Below are 18,264 nucleotides of genomic sequence, written 5' to 3' on the forward strand. Positions count from 1 at the left end.
ACTTCATCCTGACTATGAACTCGGCTGTTGGGCTGCAGACGAGCTAGTGGGCCGCGCGGCGATCTGGTTCTTGCACCATTTCGTGTACGGGATCATCACCAGCAGTGTGACGATCTTGTAGATGAGGATCATCACCATGGCCTGCCGGTCGGCGAAGTTCAGCGCCGCGATGAGCGCAGCTACCCCGGTGTTCCGCTCGGCAGTGGCGATGGCGAGGGCCGTGCGGTCGCCGGGATCCGATCCGCCAAGCCAGTGTCCGACGGCGAGTGCCACGATGGTCAAGACAGCAATAGCCAGGTAGTCAAGCACACCTGTTTTTTGCCAGATGGCGGTGAAATTCAGCGCGAGCAGACCCAGCAGTGTCGCTAGGAGCACACTACCGGCCCCTTTGTTCAACGGCCCGGTGATGCGATCGGCGACGCGCGGCCACAGGCGACCGAAGATCGCACCCATCGCCAGTGGCAGGAGGACGGTCACGGCGATGACCTTTGCCACTTGCAGCGGCGGAACGCTGGCGTTCGCAGCCAACGGCAACGCTGTGAGAATGGCGAGCGAAAGCGGAACGGTGATCACCGCCAGCAGCGAGGTAGTGACCAGCAGGCTGTAGACGTAAGGCGGGCCGCCACCCAACGCCCGCATCTTGGTCCCCGCGGTGTGCAACACGGGCGAGATGACCAGCAGTGTCAGCCCGATTTTGAGACCGAGCGAAAGCGGCAGCGCGAGGACCGAGACCGTCACCACTGGCATCACGACAAACATCGCGACGAACGAGCGTGCAAGCAGTGTCGGGCGACGCCAAAGGTATAGCACGTCGGCGAGAGTCGCCTGGAAACCCAAAGCCAAGACGGATGCGAATAACGCGATCTGCAGCGCGGTCACGAAGGCTTCTTCTGCGGTCATCGTTCTGGCTTCCTCACATCTTGGCCAGGTTGCGCCAGAGTTGCTCCAGACTCTTCGCGCCGCCGAAGAAGCCCGACAACAGCGTAAAATCGAAGATGACAACGTCGCCGGCGCGCTTGCCGTCCGATGGAACCCAGACCATGGCATTGAACTCTCGATTGCCCGCCTCGACGAAGGGGTGTGGCGGCGCATCAAGATTGATGGGCTGCCGGGCCAGAACCACCGCGCCCTTCGGGTCGTCGGCGGTCAGAGCATAGTGCGGCAGGTGGTGGTGAAGATTGAAGGTCGTGACGCCCCGCAGCAATCCCCGAGCGTCCAAGTCTGCTGCGACATTCAGCGGAGCCGGTTGGTTGGTTCCTTTGACTCGGCCCGGGCTGAGTCCGTACTGATTCACGACCGGGATATCGAACGCGGACAATATCGAGCGAGCAAATCCGCTGAAGCGTTGCTGCCCGCTCACCGTCCAGTCGCCATGGTGGTTGTGTTCCACGATACGGCCCTCCAGATCGTTCGCGGTTCCGACATCATGGTGAGGATGGATCACGAGGGAGGTCCCCTCTCGCGCAAGGAACTGCTGCAGCATTTGGACTTCCCCTGGGCCTATTGTCTGAGCGGTGCGCAGGTGATCGAGGCTGATCACCATCAGCGTGTCCGTGTCCGCTAGCACCCGCTCGTCGAGGGGTTGGTTGTTTCCGCCCTTGTCCACGCGCTGATGCAACGGTACGGTCTGGCCGGTAACCTCGCCGACGAACTTTCGAAACGTGTTGAAAGCATTGACGATCCCAATGTCCATCTGGGTGCCGATTCCCTGATCGAGCCCACTCATTGACTCGAGCTTGGGCCAGGCTTGCCGGCGAGCCTCCAGCACGGTGATGAAGCGGTTATCCAAATCCGCCACGTCCGCCCCGGCTTCTACCGGATAATTCCATGAGATGTAGAGTGTGAACCGGCGCTTGCCCGCTTCGTACGTTCGCGGTTTGCTCTGCGTGCTCGTCAACACGGCTGTCATTTTGCCTCCGTGAGTTCGCACTACGGCGACTGGAAATAGTACGTGATCGAAAAATTTACCTGAAACTCTTTGTTCCCGGTGTTGAATGGCTCTTTGATCGAAAGCACGAAGCCCAGTTGCGGATCCTCAAGTTGCTTGGCGACAGACAATTTTCCGGACTGCGTCACGTAGTTGTGGTTCTCGAAATCCACCTTGGCTTCGTACCGCGGCGTCACCGACCAGTAGCGTGGCAGCAGGACCGTTGCCGGGAAAAACATCTCCAGATAATGCTGCGGAGCCGCGCCATGCTCCTCGGCGATCGATTGGTTGTATTCCGTCGCTGGAGGGAACGTGAGCCATCGGGTGGCGTCCCATGCCACGCTCGCGTTCCCCTGGAGCCGCCACACGTCGTCACCCAAATCGTCCTCGGCAGTTGGCATGCGCAGCTCCAGGCCGCCGCCTGCGCGCCACGCATCGTTGAGCCGGAAAGCCGTGGCAGTCCCCACCTTGATATCACCGAGTCCGTGCTCGTTAGAGTCGCCGGTAGAATCGCCCGCAAGATGCCAGTCGTATGGAAGTTTGAGTCGCACCGCCCACTCCTGGCTGGCCGAGACGCGCCACGCCCACGCGCCGCCCAGGGTTTCCTCCAGACTGTTGCTGCCGTCTCGGAATTTGTTCCACTCCGTCTCCATCCAAACACGGCGCAAGAGAATGGTCGGGTCCTCCAGCGCCTTGAGGTCCTCGGTGAGAACTTGCTCTCCTGCATTGTCGCCGGCTGGTTCAGCGGCGCGCGCCGACATCGTCAGCCATCCAATCGCAATTGCCCCGAGGGCGAGGCTGAGCGCGTGTCTCGAACGGTGTTGAGGCAACGCGTTGCTCGACTCCGGCAAGAAAGCGAAGCACCCTAATACCGGGTTGCGGTTAGTCCGAAGCCAGGTCGAGCAGCGGTTTCAACGCCGAGTCTTGAAGCGGCTTGGTGGCCGCTGGATTGTCCAGCACTTGCTGGAACGCGTCGTTCACGGCCAGACTTTTCATCACCTGCTGCAACGTGCGCGGATAGGTGCGGGTGTACACGACGGACTTGCAGAAGTGGCTCATGAACCACTTCTTCATGACGTTGAGATCCGCTTGCGGGGCTTCCATCGTCCCGGGGTAACCCACCAAATGCCGGAACCAAGGGTGAAGAATGTCCATCAGCGTGTGGACCGCATCGTCAATGTACTGGTTGATGTCGCCGTCGAAGGTGGTGGCGAAGAGCAGGCGCGTGTCGTTGTCGAACATGCAGAGCCGGCTGTCGTGCAGGCCGATGATGAAGGGAACCCGGGAAGCCTTGACGCCCTCGCCGAACGCGACCAGGTCATCGCGAAGCTGCTTTTCGTGGCCGGGCTGAATATTGAAGATCAGTGTGAACTCGCTGTTCGGGCCGGCTTTCTTTCCGAGGTCCTTGTCCACGACGTAGCCGATTTTTTCCGCGCCGCGGCGAAGTCGTCCAATTCCTTGCCGGTCGCCATCATTTGCTTTGCGCTGGGGGGAGTTTTGGGTGCACTCATGTTTGCTTTTCCTTTCTTTGGTTGCTTGTCTTTTGTGTTTTGATTTTTCCTGACGGAAAATTTTGGGTTCGTGTTCGCATTTCTAGCTGTTGAGGTCGGCCAGCCAGCGTAACGCGCGGAGGCCGGGCATGAAGCAATACTCGCCGCCGCGCGTGACCACGAATTGCGGCAGGCCTTGCAGGCGGCGGCGGATGGGAATCTTGGGAAGAGTGAACATGCCGCTCGTGGTGTTGGCGCTGCACAGCGGGTCCTGCTCGACGTTGGCGCCGATGAAGTCGCCCTTGTTGAGCCACTCGGTCTGGACGAACTCGAACTGGCGCGCCAGGTTCGAGCCGACGAACGCGAAAATCAGCCCACGATCCTGACCGTCGTCCTCCAACACGCCTTCCGGCAGCGGCGGACCGTAAGCCGTGCCGCGGCGAATCATGCGGTGGAGGCGTACCTGCCCGACTTCCGTCGCGTCGCGGAAATTCATCCGCCGGATGTGCGAGCCACGCGGCGTTTTTAACCCGGTCGGATCGTCTGCGTGAAACAGGAACGCGTTGTTGCGCTTCGAGTCCGCGCCAATCGCGGGATCGTCGCGCTCCGGCGAAAGGGCCAGCGGACAGCCGCTCTTCCAGCGCCCGACCATCTTCGCCGCGTGCAACTCCTCTTCCTCTGCGCTTGAGGAAACGGATTTCACATATTGCCGGAACGCCGCCACACGCTGGTGGAGCTTGCGGAAGACAACATACGTGCCATTGCGGCCCAGCACTTCCGGCCCCGGCATAAGCGCCAACCCACCCATTTCGTCAGGATAGCCTAGGACGAACTCGCCTGCCTTCAGCGGCTGCTCCTTCGGGTTGCTGCCAGGTATGCCGCTGCCTTCGACAGCCGGATGGCTGATGCTGTCCTTGAACCCGAAATGTTCCCGCTCGGTTGGCCCCACATAACTATCCTGGCGATAGATCACTTCAATGCCGGGCGTGCCTTCGATCCCTTTGCGGGCGCGCTCCACCCTGGCCTCGAGCCGGGCCGTATCGGGCGCGAGCCCGGCCAGCACGACATGGACGTCAGACGTGCCGAGCGGCTTTTCCCAGTTGGCCGGGCTGCTTTCGCCGACGTCACCCAACTCTTGCGCGCGGGCCGCCATGCCCTGCTGGAACTCCGGCGGGAAGCTATCGAGCGAATCCTGGGGCACGCCCAGCGCCTTGAGCCCTTGGAAGGTCAGCGCGATGCTCACCCAAGCTTCGGCTTCCGGGCTCACGGGATTCGCGGCGGACGTGATCGCTGCGCTGACCCGGCGCAGCATCTCGCGCCCGGCTTTGTGGTCGTCGATGCGGACCAGCAAATAGGTGGCGGCATACGGAGTGGGCCGGGGGCGCAGGACGCCACTCTGAATGTCATCAAGCTCCAGCACGGCGCTCATCTTTCGTCCTCCAACACCGCATGCACAAACTCGACGAGTTCCTGCGCCGACTCGAAGCGCGCCCGTTGCCCGGTACCCAAGTGTTCGGCGCGACCGCAAAACGTCCCAGCCCTGCTCCCCGTCTCGCGCGTGAATTGCACTACGAAGGCCTTCCAAGCTGGGAGCGTCGGCGCTCCGGCATCCTCGCCGGATCTTCGTCGGCGGGTTCGGCTCTTGTCGGAACTCCTTGGGTGTGCCATTGAGGCGACTTGATACTATCCGGCTGGCCGTGAAGTCCCGTAGGTCTCCCGCAACTTTTCCGTAAATTCCCCGACGAATCTTCGGTAAGCGACATGAGCAGCTTGCGGGGTGAGAAGCCGAAACCCCCACACGATTCCAACGAAACGATCGTCTTTCCGCCGTTCGCACTTGATCTGCGTGGCGGCCGATTGCTCCGCGGCGCACACACCATCCCGTTGCGACCGAAGACGTGGGCGGTACTGTGCTACCTGGCTGAGCGCCCTGGCGTCTTGGTATCCAAGGAAGAACTCTTCGCTCAGATATGGGCCGGCACCGCAGTCGGCGACGACAGCCTGACGAAGTCCATTCACGAAATCCGCGACGCGTTGGCAGATGATTTGAAGGCGCCGCGGTTCGTGGCGACGGTGCCTCGCCGCGGATTTCGCTTCGTGGCGCAGACGAGTTCCCAGCGGAGAACGGCTGTTGGCCATGTCGACCAGCAACTCGTGACGAACTTCATAGGGCGAACATCCGAGCTGTCGCGGCTGGGCGACTGCTTCCGTCGCGCCTGTAGCGGGCAGCGACAGCTCGCATTCGTCACCGGCGAGCCGGGCATTGGGAAGACCGCTCTCGTTGAGGCGTTCATCTCAGCACTCGGTGTGCAGCCCTCGGAGCTGTTGATTGGACAAGGTTGCTCCGTGGAGCAGACGGGGACCCGCGAAGCCTACTTGCCTGTGCTCGGTGCGGTCGAACGGCTGATGCACGATTCAGACGTTGAGGGGTTTGTGCCGCTCCTGCGACGCTTTGCTCCGACGTGGTTGGCACAGGTGCCGTGGCTGATCGAAGCCAGTGACGCCAAGAGGCTGGCAGATTCGCTCGTCGACACTAGACCCGAGCGCATGCTGCGCGAGTTCTGCGCATTCATCGAAGCGCTGACCGAAGGTCAGACTCTTCTTCTCGTCCTTGAAGATCTCCACTGGAGCGACCCGGCAACCATCGAGTTGCTCACCATGCTGGCGCAGCGGCGGGAACCGGCACGGCTGCTGGTGATCGGCACGTATCGTCCTGCCGACGTAGCCACGCGCGAGCATCCGCTGGTGCAGGCCAAGCAGACCTTGCAACAGCGACGCCGGTGCATCGAGATTCCGCTCCAGGATCTGACCGCCACCAATGTCGAAACTTACGTGGAGAAGCGTCTGCCCGGCTACGACCGACCGCGGGAGCTTGCACGACTGATCCACGAGCACACCGAAGGCAACCCGTTGTTCATGATCGCAGTGTTGGGTGACCTCATCGCTCGCGGTTGGCTGGTGGACACCGCTCCCGGGTGGGCACTCACCGTTCCGATCGCAAAGGCTGATCTCGGTGTGCCTGATGATCTGCGACAGATGATCGCGATCCAACTGCACGCGATGAGTCCGGCTGACCAATCGCTCTTGGAGGTCGCGAGTGTTGCGGGAACGGACTTCGCAGCACCAGCCCTGGCTGCTGTCCTGAATGTTGGCCTCGACGAAGTGGAGACAGCATGCGAGCGGCTGAGCCGTTTGCACCGCTTCTTGCGGGTAGTGGGAATTGTGGAATGGCCACCGGATGGTACGGCGAGGCGCTACGGCTTCATCCACGCGCTCTACCGCCACGTGGTGTACGAGGCCATACCGGAGGGTCGCCGGCAGCGACTCCACCAGCGGATCGGCGAGACGATCGAGTCCGCGTACGACAGTCGCGTCTCGGACATCGCCGCCGAGTTGGCGGTCCATTTCGAACGCAGTCGCGATCGCCCGCGCGCCATCAAGTATCTCACCGCGACGGCGACCCGTGCCCAGCGTCGCTTTGCAACGCGCGAGGCCATCGGCGCCTTGGAGAGCGCGCTGACGCTGGCAACGTCGCTGCCAAACACCGAAGCGCGTCAGCGGCAAGAGCTCGATCTGCGCATGCTCCTCGGCCCGGCGCTTGGCAACATCTGTGGGTTTGCGTCGGAGCAGGTTCGACAGAACTACGAGCGGGCCCGGGCGTTGTGCAACGCCGTCGGTACGCCAACAGATCTCTACGGCGTCCTCTACGCCTTGTGGCATTCACAAAGCTTTCGTGCCGAGGTCGCAGCCGAAGTGACCGCCAGGGAGTTGGCACAACTTGCTGGAACCAGCGGCAAGGCGGAACTGCGCCTGCAGGCAGATGCGCTCTTGGGAAGAACGGCCTTGTATCAAGGGAAGTTCGTGGAGAGCCGCGACAGGTTGGCGCATGTAATCGAAGCGTGGCGTAACCGAAAGGGAGGATTGGACGAGTCTGTCTTTGCTATAGAACCGCTGATCGCCACCAACGGCCACTACGCTTTCGCCTTGTGGTTTCTCGGTTATCCCGACCGAGCCAACCATCATATCAAAGAGTCGCTAGCGTTAGTGGAGCATGGGGCCCGTCCTCTGACGCGAGCGGCAGGCCTCTTCCACGCGGCCTACGTCCATCACCTCTGTCAGAATTCTCGGGAGGCCCAAGACGTCGCCGAGCAGGCCATCTCGCTGTCAACCGAGCATGGTCTCACGTTCACGAGGGCCCAGGTCACCGCCCTCTCAGGTTGGGCGCTGGCGCAACAGGGGGAAGGCAAACGGGCAATCAACATGATTCAACAAGGGCTGGACGAGTATCGGAGCACCGGCGCCAAGCTCCTGTCCTCGCACATGCTTGCATGGCTAGCGGATGCGCATCGTCGCCTCGGAGAAATCAAAGCCGGTTTGGCCGCTGTCGACGAAGGCATCGTAATCGCGGAGGAGTCCCTTGATAGCGCCTATCTCGCCGAGCTGTGGCGGATCAAGGGAGCGCTTTTGTTGGCATCGGTTGATGGTCCGAGGTCGACAGGCGCGAGAGGTAAGCAGGCGCGGGTAGAACAGGCGGAGGGGTGTCTGCAACGGGCGCTGGAGATCGCGCGCGCGGGCCACGCTCGGTCCCTTGAGTTGCGCGCGGCGATCAACCTGGCGCAGCTCTGGCGTAATCAGCGGAAACCTGCCGCCGCCCGCGCGCTGCTCGGCGACATCTACAGCTGGTTCACTGAGGGCTTCCACACGCCGGACCTGCGTGAGGCGAATGCGTTGCTCGAAGAAACGTTGAGCTGACTGCCGCAAACACCGGCTTCCGCTGGTATGACGGACTCACTGCTGCGGGCTTTGGGCAAAGCCCACCTATTCGTTCGCAAGATGCGGACAGCGCTGCGCTCGCATTTCCTAGACGCGGGACTGCGCCCGGACCCTGCACGCTAAAGCGAAGGCGAGACGGAGAGCCGGTGCGTGGTCTGGATGTTGGAGGCGCTGACTCTCAAAACGAGGAGAGCGCAATGCCGAGGGTGAGCAGGCAGAATCCGCAGCGAGAGAGCGGGGTGAAGTTGCCGTCGGCCGTGCCGCGGTTGTCGGGTGAAGACTTGTCATTCTGGTGGTTCGACTCGCCGATGCAGCCGACCACCATGGCGATGTTGATGGTGCTCGATCGCTCGCCCGACGATGCGCAGCTCAGGCTGGCGTTCGAGCGCGCGGTGGCAGCAGTGCCGCGGCTGGCGCAGCGCGTCGCCGACGCCCCGCTCGACCTGACCCTGCCGCACTGGGAACTCGATCCCACCTTCGATCTCGACTATCACGTGCGCCGCCACGCGCTCTCCGGAGCGGGCGATGTGGCTGAGCTGTTCCATGAGATCGCCCCGGCGTACGAGGCGCCGTTCGATCGTTCGCGTCCGCTGTGGGAAGTGCGCGTCTACGACGGGCTGGGCCGCGACCACCGCGCGGCGCTGTTCTTCAAGTTGCATCACGCCGTGGCCGACGGCGTCGGCGGCAATGCGATCTTCGCCGCGATGAGCGACTGGGAGCGCGAGCCGAGCGCACCGGCGAAGCCGGAAGTTGATCATCGGTCGAAGGGTGGGTGGCCCGAGCCGCGACCGCTGGGTGAGCGGGTGCTCGACGCGCTGCGCGATCGCGTGGAGCTGGACTTCGAACGCGCGAGCGCGGTCGCCAGCACGGTCGTCGACACCATCCAGCATCCCGAGAAATTGAGCCGCGCGCTGGCCGCGGTGCGATCGATGGTCGAGACGCTGCGTTTCGACAGTCATTCGCCGCTCAAGGCCAGCGCCGGTCGCGCGCGGCATCTGAGCGGGACGGACTTGCCGTTCGAAGCGGTGCGGGCGCTGCGGCGCGCGCTGGGCGGCTCAATGATCGACGTGATCCTGACGATTATGGCGCGTGCGATCGGCAGGTGGCACGCGGCTCACCACCTGAGCCAGGTGCGCGAGCTGATGACGCTGGTGCCGGTGAATCTGCGCAAACCGGAGCAGTGGGCCGAGCAGGCGAACGTGGGCAACGTGGCGACCGGGATCCTCCTGCCGTTGCCGATCCGGATGCGCAGCGTGTTGACGACCTATCGCGAGATCCACCAGCGGATGGAAGCGAAGAAGGCGGATCCATTGTCGACGGCAACGCCGCTGCTGACCGAATGGATGAGCGTGCTGCCGCGTTCATTAGTTAGCTGGATGGCGGAGGCGAGCTTCGGAAGCGTCGACTTCATCGTTACCAACGTGCCCGGGATTCTCGTGCCGCGTTATTTGGCGGGTGCCGAAATTCTGGCCGCGTACCCGTTCGCGCCAGTGGCCATGAAGAGTCCGGTGAGCGTGGCGCTGTACGGTTATCGCGACCGGCTCTTCATCGGGCTCAACTCCGACGAAACGCTGATGCCCGACGTCGATGACTTCAAGGCAATGATCCGCGACGCGTTCGCAGAACTGTGCGCGGCTGCGGGTGTTCACGCGGCGGCGCCGGCGGCGACCTCTTCGAGGCGATCGACGCGCGGACCGGCGGCGAGCCACGAGGTGGCGGAGCGGCGGCCGGCGGCGTGCATCGCGGCGAGGATGCCGCGCTCGAAATAGAGATACGATCCAGCGTTGAACACCGCGTCGCGGGCGGGACGCACGGCATCGTACAGTGTCACCTCCCGGTATGGACTGTGATCGAGTTGGGCCAGCCGATTGCGTTCGAGCAACAGCTTGCGGTCGACGTTGTAGGCGTTTTCCAGCAGACTATCGACCGTGCGCTCCACGGCGCGACCGAAGTGGGGCAGGGGACCGCGCTGCGGGTCGGGCGGCTCGGTCACCAGCACCGTGATGATCTCTTCGGCACCCAGTGCCACCACCGGCGCCAACGGGGTGTTGACCAGCAAGCCGCCGTCCCACAGCAAGTGGCGGCCGATGCGCACGGGCGGAAACAATAGCGGGATGCTCGCGCTCGCCAGCACCATATCGACGGTGATGTGATCGACGATGTTGTAATCGGGCGGCTTGGTCAGCGCCGTCTCGGCGTTGACGAAACGGACGACATGTCCGGTGTGCGCGTCGACGGTGTTGATGGCGAGCCTATGGCCGTTGCACGGAACCCGTTCGCCGTCGAACGCATCGACGAGACGTTCGCGCAGTTGCGAGGTGTCGGCGACATACGACTCGTCGATGCCGCCCATGAAGCGGCTGATCAGCTCGAAGCGCGTGGTGAGCAGATACTCGACCCACACGGCCGCGACACTGCCGCGCTGCGGCGGAAGGTGGTTCAGGGCGCGCTGGATGAAGGCGCGCCACGGCACGAACGATTGCATCCAGCGCGCTGACTCTTCCAAGGTCAGGCGCAGGAGCGTGCGCGCGGCGCTGTGGAAAAACACCGGGCTCGCCACCACCGGTGGGTTGTCGGCGATCCCGTTCCAGAAACGCATCATCTCGCGCGGCGACTTGCCGGCTGCTATCAGCGCGGCGTTGATGGCGCCGGCTGACGTGCCGGACAGCACCGTCGGGCCCGCTGCAAAGCGCGGATCGCGCAACAAGCGCTCGTATACGCCGACTTGAAACGCCCCGCGCGCGCCGCCACCCGACAGCACCAGTCCCAACGTTCGCGACCTGCGCGGCCCAATTGCAATCTGCTTCATGGTCTCGCTCCTTCCGCCTCCTCCGGCTCCACCCGACCAGGATGAACATAGTGGAATATTCATCACTCCGTAAAGGGGTCGAGATGACGATAGTCGTCGATCGCCGGCCAGGGGACGTGGCACCTGATGTGCGCCGGAGAAACACAATCCCAGATGAACGGCCGGGCTTGTTGCGACCATAGGCGACCCTGTGTATGGTGCCGAGCGTTTGCATTGCAGACGCGTGGAGGAACGGTGAGACGTCAGCACACTATAGTGACCGCGCTGGCGCTGGCCCTACTGGCCGGTGCCTGGAGCGCCTGCAGTCCGCAAGGCGATGAGATTGTCGTCGGCGAGTACGGCTCATTGACGGGGGGCACCGCGACCTTCGGGACGTCGACGCACGAAGGTGTGCTGTTGGCGTTGAAGAAGATCAACGACGCGGGCGGCGTGTTGGGCAAGCAGGTGCGCGTGGTCACGGAAGACGATCAAAGCAAGCCGGAAGAAGCCGTCACCGCGGTGCTGAAGCTGGTCAAACAGAACCAGGTCGTCGCTGTGGTCGGCGAAGTCGCCTCCAGCCGCAGCCTCGCCGCCGCGCCGGTGTGTCAGTCGAGCAAGATCCCGATGCTGTCGTCGGCGTCGACCAATCCGAAGGTGACTCAAGTTGGCGACTTCATTTTTCGCGCCTGCTTCATCGATCCGTTTCAAGGCTCGACCATGGCGAAGTTCGCCGTCAACACGCTCAAGGCGCACAAGTTCGCGATTCTCACCGACAACAAGAATGACTACTCGGTCGGGCTGACGCAGTTTTTTCGCGAGACCGTGAAAAAGCTCGGCGGCGAGATCGTGGTGGAAGAGAGCTATGCCGAGGGCGACATCGAGTTCAAAGCTCAGCTCACCTCGATCAAGGCCGCGCAGCCCGACGCCATTTACGTACCCGGCTACTACACCGAGTGCGCGTTGATCGCGCGCCAAGCGCACGAGTTGGGCCTGACCGCCACGCTGTTGGGGGGTGACGGCTGGGACAGTCCGAAGACGACCGAGATCGGGGGTAAGGCGGTCGAGGGCGTGTACTTCACCAATCACTATTCGGCCGAAGAGCAGCGGCCTGAGGTGCAACAGTTTCTCAAGGAGTACCGCGAGGCGTACAAAGGCAAGACGCCCGACGCGATGGCGGTGCTCGGATACGACGCCATGAGCATGATGGCCGATGCGCTGCGGCGCGCGGGCTCGACCGATGGCACGCAGATCCGTGACGCGTTGGCCGCCACCAAGGACTTTCCCGGCGTGAGCGGGCGCATCACCATTGACAAGGACCGCAACGCGCAGAAGGCGATCGTCGTGCTGAAGATAGAGAACGGGGCCTTTCACTTCGTCGAATCGATCGCGCCGTAGGCGCGCGAGCAACCGTCGATGCGCGCCGAACCACGCCGATGACACGCCGATGAACGGCCTCGATGTGGGGCGGTCGGCCTTCGCTCCGCACTAGACTAAACCTTGGATCAATTCATCCAACAACTGATCAACGGGCTGTCGTGGGGCGCGATCTATGCGCTGATCGCGCTCGGCTACACGATGGTGTACGGCGTGTTGCGCCTGATCAACTTCGCGCATGGCGACGTGTACATGGTCGGCGCGATGATGGCCTACTACATCGCGCACTGGCTCGGGTTTGCCGTGGCGCCCTCGGCGGCGGGCTTCGTCATCGTGATGGTGCTGTCGATGACGGCGTGCGCGCTGCTCGGCGCGCTGATCGAATTGGTGGCGTACAGGAGGCTGCGCAGCCAGCCCCGTTCGTCGATGCTGATCACGGCGATCGGCGTGTCGATGCTGTTGGAGTTCGGCGGCCAGCGGGTGTTCGGACCCGATCCGAAGTTCTTCCCGCAGCTGATCGAATCGCACTCGCTGTTCCGCGCCGGGAGCGTCGTGATGACCAACATCGATGCGTTGGTGATCGTGGTGTCACTGGCTCTGATGATCGGGCTGCGCTGGATCGTCATGAAGACGCGCGTCGGGATGGCGTTGCGCGCGGTGAGCTTCAGCTACGACGCGGCGGCGCTGATGGGCATCGACGTCAACCGGGTGCTGACGCTCACGTTCATGCTGGGATCGGCGTTGGCGGCGGCGGCCGGCACCATGGTGGGGCTGCGCAATCCCAAGATCGATCCGCTGATGGGCTTGATGCCTGGGGTGAAGGCGTTCGTGGCGGCCGTGCTCGGCGGCATCGGCAATTTTCCCGGCGCGGTTGTCGGCGGGCTGTTGATGGGGCTGACCGAGACGTTCGTGTCGGCGTATCTCAGCTCGACTTATCGCGACGCGGTGGCGTTCGTCATTCTCATCGGCGTCCTGTTGGTGAAACCGACGGGCCTGTTCGGGCGGGTGACGGTGGAGAAGGTCTGATCCATGGCGGGACTGCTGCATCTGCTTCGGCGCAACGCCTTGGTCGCCGTGATCGTGTTGGCGCAGTGGCCGCTGAGCATGGCGCTGTCGCGCTGGCTCAATCCGTACTACCTGCAGATCATCGTCTACATCGGCATCAATGTGATCCTCGCGGTGAGCCTCAATCTCATCAACGGCATCACCGGCCAGTTCTCGCTCGGCCACGCGGGGTTCATGGCGTTGGGTGCGTATGTGAGCGCGGCGTTTACGCTGTCGTTGGGCGCGTCGGTTGCCGGCACGACGGAATTGCTGGTGGCATTGCTGATCGGCGGCTTTGGCGCGGCGGTGGCGGGCGTTCTCGTGGGGGTTCCGTCGTTGCGTTTGCGCGGGGACTATCTCGCCATCGTCACGCTCGGATTTGGCGAGATCATTCGGGTGTTGATTCTGAACACCAACGCGGTCGGCGGCGCGCGCGGGTTGACCGGCATTGCGCCACTCGCGGGCTTCGGCTCGGTGTACGGCTGTGCGGTGGTGTGCGTGGTGATGCTGTGGCGCCTGGTGCACTCGACGAAAGGCAGCGCGTTTGCCGCGATCCGCGAGGACGAGATCGCGGCGGCGGCGATGGGTGTCGACACCACGCGCTACAAGGTCATTGCGTTCACGATCGGCGCGTTCTGGGCGGGCGTGGCCGGTGGCTTGTTCGCGCACTTCATCGGCTACATCCACACCAACTCGTTCACGTTTCTCAAGAGCATCGAAATTGTCGTCATGGTCGTGCTGGGTGGTGCGGGCAGCATCAGCGGCGCGATCCTGGCGGCAGCGGCGCTGACCGTGCTGCCGGAGCTGCTGCGCTTCGGCGCTGAATACCGCATGATCATCTACTCGCTGCTGTTGATTGTGATGATGCTGACGCGGCCGACCGGCTTGCTCGGCAATCGAGAACTGACATGGCGCTCCTGGAAGCCCGGCACTGCTCACTGAGCTTCGGCGGCCTCAAGGCGGTCAGCGATTTCAGTTTCGCGCTCGATCGTGGCGAGTTGGTCGGATTGATCGGCCCCAACGGCGCCGGCAAGACGACCTGCTTTAATCTCATCACCGGGGTGTACGCACCCGACGAGGGCGAAATCCATTTCGCGAAGGAGTCCGTCGCGGGGTTGCCGACGTTTCAGATCAATCGGCGCGGCATCGCCCGTACGTTTCAAGGCATCCGCCTGTTTCCGAATCTGACGGTGTTCCAGAACGTGCTCGTTGGCTCCAGCCGGCATGCGAGCCATGGTTTGTTCGGTGCCATCGCGCAGACCCGCGCGGCCGAGCGCGAGAGCGAGCGGATTGCGCAGGAGTGTCTGACCTTGCTGCGCATGGTGGGGCTGGAGGAGCAACGCGACGCGATTGCGCGCTCGCTGCCGTACGGCTCACAGCGTCGGCTCGAGATTGCGCGCGCGCTGGCGACGCGGCCGCAGCTGCTACTGCTCGACGAGCCGGCGGCGGGGATGAACCCGCCCGAGAAGGTCGAGCTGATGGAAAAAATCCGCTGGCTGCGCGACGACCTCGGCCTCGGTATTCTCGTCATCGAACACGACATGCCCCTGATCATGGAGATCTGCGAACGCATCACCGTGCTCGATCACGGAGAGACCATCGCCGTCGGCCCGCCGGCGCAGATTCGCACCGACCCGAGAGTCGTCGAGGCTTATCTCGGCCAACCGGCCCGCGACTGAATCGGCGATGTTGTTGGAGATCGACAAACTGCACGTCAGCTACGGGGCGATTCACGCGCTGCAGGGCGTATCCGTCTCGGTCGCGCCGGGTGAGATCGTGACGCTGATCGGCTCGAACGGGGCGGGAAAGAGCACGCTGCTTCGGTGCATCAGCGGGCTGGTGCGCGGGACCTCAGGGGAGATCGTGTTCGACAAGACCGTGCGGCTCGATCGCCTACCGGCGCATACGATCGTCCGCGAAGGCATCAGCCACGTCCCCGAAGGGCGGCAAGTGTTCGCCAACCTCACGGTGCGCGAAAACCTCGAACTGGGTGCGTACCAGCGCAAGGATCGCGAAGAGATTCACGAGACGATGCTGCGCGTGTTCGAGTTGTTCCCGGTCCTGCACGAGCGGGTGCAACAGCCGGGCGCCACCCTGAGCGGAGGCGAGCAGCAGATGCTGGCGATTGGTCGCGCGTTGATGGCGCGACCCCAGCTTCTGTTGCTTGACGAGCCCTCGCTAGGCTTGGCGCCGTTGGTGGTGCAAAAGATCTTCGAGATCATCCGCGAAATCAACGCGCAGGGGACCACAATCCTGCTAGTTGAGCAGAACGCGCACATGGCGCTCCGAGTCGCGCAGCGTGGATACGTGCTGCAGGCCGGTTCGATCGTGCTCGAAGATACCGGGGCGAATCTGCTGCGCAGTCCCGAAGTGCGGACTGCGTATCTTGGGGAGTGAGAACATGCGCCGGTTGTGTGTGTTCTGTGGATCGAGTCCGGGCGCACGATCGGTGTATGCGGACGCGGCGCGAGCGCTCAGCGCCGTGCTGGCCGAGCGCGCGATCGAGTTGGTCTACGGCGGTGGCAACGTGGGGCTTATGGGGATCTTGGCTGACGCGATGCTGGCCGCCGGCGGCAAGGTGATCGGGGTCATTCCGGAAGCGCTGCGCGGGCTCGAAGTCGCGCATGAAGGTCTGCCCGACTTGCGGGTGGTCGGCAGCATGCATGAACGCAAGGCGCTGATGGCGGACCTCTCTGACGGATTCATAGCCTTGCCCGGTGGGATCGGAACGTTCGATGAGTTGATCGAGATCACGACCTGGAGCCAACTCGGTATTCACGGAAAACCAATTGGCTTACTGAACGTAGCGCGCTACTTTGATCCCTTGCTGGGATTGCTGGACCACGCCGTCAGCGAACGTTTCATGCGAGCCGAGCATCGCGGCTTATTGCTGGTCCGCGAGGAGCCGATCCCGCTGTTAGATGCAATGATGGCCTGGCGAGCCGTACCACCGGAAGCGAAGTGGATCGATCGGGATCAACGCTGAGCGATCTGCCCGCCGCGAAGGCCGAATGGCGTCGGCGGCTGCGCGTGCGTCTCGCGGCGATGACCGACGACGCTCGCGTGGTGCAGAGCCGAGCGATTTGCGAGCGGGTTGTCGCCAATGACGTGTTTCACACGGCTCGCGTTGTGCTCTTGTACGCACCGATGGCAACTGAAGTGGATGTGACCATGCTGTGGCGCGATGCTGAGACCCGGGGATGCCAGACCTATTTTCCGCGCGTGGTGGGCGCCGATCAGGCGCTGCGGTTTGTCCGGGTTACCGCCGACAGCGAATGGTGCAAAACGATGCAACCGTTTCGTCAGCCGCGTTCGAAGGAGGTTGTGACTGCACGCGAGATGGCCGAGGCGGTCATTGTTGTACCCGGGCTTGGCTTCGCGTGCAGCGGTGGGCGGCTCGGACGAGGAGGTGGTTTCTACGACCGGTCGTTGGCTGCGCCGCCCCTCAGCGGTCGTGGCTACCGGATTGGGGTAGCGTTCGCCGAGCAGATGGTCGATGACCTAGCGGTTGGGCCGTTCGACGTTCCCATGCATGCTGTGGTAAGCGCCGAGGGCACGTGGGTCACGGGATTCCCACTCGGACGCGCGACGTGATAACCAGGGCAATTCGCAGAGGCACCCAAATCGTGCATTTGAGAGTGACCTGAAGAGAGGAACTGATGAAGAACGACTATTTGTTTACCTCCGAGTCTGTTTCAGAGGGACACCCGGACAAGTTGTGCGACATGATATCGGACAGCATCCTCGATGCGTTGCTAGCCCAGGATCCGAACAGTCGAGTCGCCTGCGAGGCGTTGGCGAAGACCGGCATGGTCGTCATCGCTGGCGAGATCACTTCGAAAGCCAACATCAACTACCCCGACATCGTGCGCAACACGGTTACCGAGGTCGGCTACGTATCTTCGGACATGGGCTTTGACGGCAACACCTGCGCGATCCTGACCGCCGTTGATCGGCAGTCTCCTGACATCTCGCAGGGGGTCACGGAGGGTGAAGGGCTGCATAAGGAACAGGGTGCCGGCGACCAGGGCCTGATGTTCGGCTATGCGTGCAATGAAACCCCCGAGCTGATGCCGATGCCCATCTTCATTGCCAATCGCTTGGTCCAGCGCTTGACCGATCTTCGCAAGGACGGGGCGTTGCCGTTTGTGCGCCCCGACTCCAAGTCGCAGGTGACGATTCAGTACAAGGATCGCAAGCCAGTGGCAGTTACGACCGTGGTGGTCTCCACTCAGCACACACCGGAAGTGAAGTACGAGACCCTGCGCGAGGCGGTGATCGAAGAAGTGATCAAGAAGATCATCCCGAAGGAATTTCTGACACCGCAGACGGTGTACCACGTCAATCCGACCGGACGCTTCGTCATCGGCGGACCACAGGGAGACTGTGGTCTGACCGGCCGCAAGATCATCGTCGATACCTACGGTGGCTATGGGCGCCACGGCGGCGGCGCGTTCTCGGGCAAGGACCCATCGAAGGTAGACCGCAGTGCCGCGTACATGGCCCGATACATGGCCCGCAACGTGGTTGCCTCAGGGTTGGCGGACCGTTGCGAAGTACAGGTGGCATACGCCATTGGGGTCGCGGATCCAGTTTCGGTCTTGGTTGACACGTTCGATACCGGCGTCGTTCCGGATGATACGATTGCCGAGGCGATTCAGCAGTCCTTCAAGCTCAAGCCGGCAGAGATTATCAGAACCTTGGACCTGAAACGCCCCATCTATAAGAAGACTGCAGCTTACGGCCACTTCGGTCGGGCGCCCGAGGGCGGCTTCTTCACTTGGGAGCGGAGTGACAAGGTCGACGAGCTGCGCCGCCATGTGCGGTAGGCAGTAGCGGTTCACGGGCATGGTCCTACCGTGTGGACC

Annotated in this window: 15 protein-coding genes; 10 read left to right on the plus strand and 5 right to left on the minus strand. The window is 62.9% G+C overall.

All coding sequences use genetic code 11. The features are described 5' to 3' along the window. Nucleotides 1–12 precede the first annotated feature (12 nt). The 5 genes from HYR72_18495 to HYR72_18515 all read right to left on the minus strand — a co-directional run bounded on the left by HYR72_18495 (nucleotide 13) and on the right by HYR72_18515 (nucleotide 4,846). The gene (locus HYR72_18495; GenBank protein ID MBI1816973.1) at nucleotides 13–879 is read right to left on the minus strand and encodes a hypothetical protein; all 867 of its coding nucleotides are present in this window, start codon (nucleotides 877–879) and stop codon (nucleotides 13–15) included. 34 nt (nucleotides 880–913) lie between these two features. Then, a complete protein-coding gene (locus HYR72_18500) occupies nucleotides 914–1,909 on the minus strand; it encodes a hypothetical protein (protein ID MBI1816974.1) in 996 nt (331 codons plus the stop codon). 20 nt (nucleotides 1,910–1,929) lie between these two features. After that, the gene (locus HYR72_18505; GenBank protein ID MBI1816975.1) at nucleotides 1,930–2,688 is read right to left on the minus strand and encodes a hypothetical protein; all 759 of its coding nucleotides are present in this window, start codon (nucleotides 2,686–2,688) and stop codon (nucleotides 1,930–1,932) included. A gap of 121 nt (nucleotides 2,689–2,809) precedes the next feature. After that, entirely contained in the window at nucleotides 2,810–3,340 is a 531-nt protein-coding gene (locus tag HYR72_18510) for a hypothetical protein (protein ID MBI1816976.1), read from the minus strand. A gap of 180 nt (nucleotides 3,341–3,520) precedes the next feature. Continuing rightward, nucleotides 3,521–4,846 (minus strand): Dyp-type peroxidase, encoded by a 1,326-nt coding sequence (locus HYR72_18515; protein MBI1816977.1) that lies wholly within the window; start codon nucleotides 4,844–4,846, stop codon nucleotides 3,521–3,523. A gap of 332 nt (nucleotides 4,847–5,178) precedes the next feature. Between HYR72_18515 and HYR72_18520 the strand changes: the two genes are divergently transcribed. The 10 genes from HYR72_18520 (at nucleotide 5,179) to HYR72_18565 (ending at nucleotide 18,225) form a co-directional block, all read left to right on the plus strand. Next, a complete protein-coding gene (locus HYR72_18520; protein ID MBI1816978.1) occupies nucleotides 5,179–8,169 on the plus strand; it encodes an AAA family ATPase in 2,991 nt (996 codons plus the stop codon). A 218-nt stretch (nucleotides 8,170–8,387) separates the two neighbouring features. Beyond that, entirely contained in the window at nucleotides 8,388–9,959 is a 1,572-nt protein-coding gene (locus HYR72_18525; GenBank protein ID MBI1816979.1) for a wax ester/triacylglycerol synthase family O-acyltransferase, read from the plus strand. A 1,274-nt stretch (nucleotides 9,960–11,233) separates the two neighbouring features. Next, nucleotides 11,234–12,373, plus strand: coding sequence for an ABC transporter substrate-binding protein (locus tag HYR72_18530; GenBank protein MBI1816980.1), 1,140 nt, complete (start codon nucleotides 11,234–11,236; stop codon nucleotides 12,371–12,373). A gap of 102 nt (nucleotides 12,374–12,475) precedes the next feature. After that, the gene (locus tag HYR72_18535; protein MBI1816981.1) at nucleotides 12,476–13,378 is read left to right on the plus strand and encodes a branched-chain amino acid ABC transporter permease; all 903 of its coding nucleotides are present in this window, start codon (nucleotides 12,476–12,478) and stop codon (nucleotides 13,376–13,378) included. A 3-nt stretch (nucleotides 13,379–13,381) separates the two neighbouring features. After that, complete coding sequence (locus HYR72_18540; protein MBI1816982.1) at nucleotides 13,382–14,338, plus strand: branched-chain amino acid ABC transporter permease; 957 nt, start codon at nucleotides 13,382–13,384, stop codon at nucleotides 14,336–14,338. Then, a complete protein-coding gene (locus HYR72_18545; protein ID MBI1816983.1) occupies nucleotides 14,305–15,075 on the plus strand; it encodes an ABC transporter ATP-binding protein in 771 nt (256 codons plus the stop codon). The genes HYR72_18540 and HYR72_18545 overlap by 34 nt, the downstream gene beginning before the upstream one ends. 10 nt (nucleotides 15,076–15,085) lie before the next feature. Then, nucleotides 15,086–15,793, plus strand: coding sequence for an ABC transporter ATP-binding protein (locus HYR72_18550; GenBank protein MBI1816984.1), 708 nt, complete (start codon nucleotides 15,086–15,088; stop codon nucleotides 15,791–15,793). Nucleotides 15,794–15,797: 4 nt separating this feature from the next. Further along, nucleotides 15,798–16,382, plus strand: coding sequence for a TIGR00730 family Rossman fold protein (locus tag HYR72_18555; protein MBI1816985.1), 585 nt, complete (start codon nucleotides 15,798–15,800; stop codon nucleotides 16,380–16,382). After that, nucleotides 16,358–16,990 carry a 5-formyltetrahydrofolate cyclo-ligase gene (locus HYR72_18560; GenBank protein ID MBI1816986.1) on the plus strand — a complete coding sequence of 211 codons (633 nt, stop codon included), beginning with the start codon at nucleotides 16,358–16,360 and terminating at the stop codon, nucleotides 16,988–16,990. Before HYR72_18555 ends, HYR72_18560 begins: the two co-directional genes overlap by 25 nt. A 62-nt stretch (nucleotides 16,991–17,052) precedes the next feature. Continuing rightward, nucleotides 17,053–18,225, plus strand: coding sequence for a methionine adenosyltransferase (locus tag HYR72_18565; protein MBI1816987.1), 1,173 nt, complete (start codon nucleotides 17,053–17,055; stop codon nucleotides 18,223–18,225). The last annotated feature ends 39 nt before the right edge of the window (nucleotides 18,226–18,264 follow it).

The sequence above is a fragment of the Deltaproteobacteria bacterium genome (assembly GCA_016178705.1).
Lineage (GTDB): Bacteria > Desulfobacterota > Binatia > HRBIN30 > JACQVA1 > JACOST01.

Excerpts from the sequence above, each read along its gene's own strand:
- HYR72_18520 (MBI1816978.1), top strand. The coding sequence starts at position 5,179 with ATGAGCAGCTTGCGGGGTGAGAAGCCGAAACCCCCACACGATTCCAAC.
- HYR72_18500 (MBI1816974.1), bottom strand. The coding sequence starts at position 1,909 with ATGACAGCCGTGTTGACGAGCACGCAGAGCAAACCGCGAACGTACGAA.
- HYR72_18525 (MBI1816979.1), top strand. The coding sequence starts at position 8,388 with ATGCCGAGGGTGAGCAGGCAGAATCCGCAGCGAGAGAGCGGGGTGAAG.
- HYR72_18515 (MBI1816977.1), bottom strand. The coding sequence starts at position 4,846 with ATGAGCGCCGTGCTGGAGCTTGATGACATTCAGAGTGGCGTCCTGCGC.
- HYR72_18555 (MBI1816985.1), top strand. The coding sequence starts at position 15,798 with ATGCGCCGGTTGTGTGTGTTCTGTGGATCGAGTCCGGGCGCACGATCG.
- HYR72_18505 (MBI1816975.1), bottom strand. The coding sequence starts at position 2,688 with ATGTCGGCGCGCGCCGCTGAACCAGCCGGCGACAATGCAGGAGAGCAA.
- HYR72_18540 (MBI1816982.1), top strand. The coding sequence starts at position 13,382 with ATGGCGGGACTGCTGCATCTGCTTCGGCGCAACGCCTTGGTCGCCGTG.
- HYR72_18545 (MBI1816983.1), top strand. The coding sequence starts at position 14,305 with ATGGCGCTCCTGGAAGCCCGGCACTGCTCACTGAGCTTCGGCGGCCTC.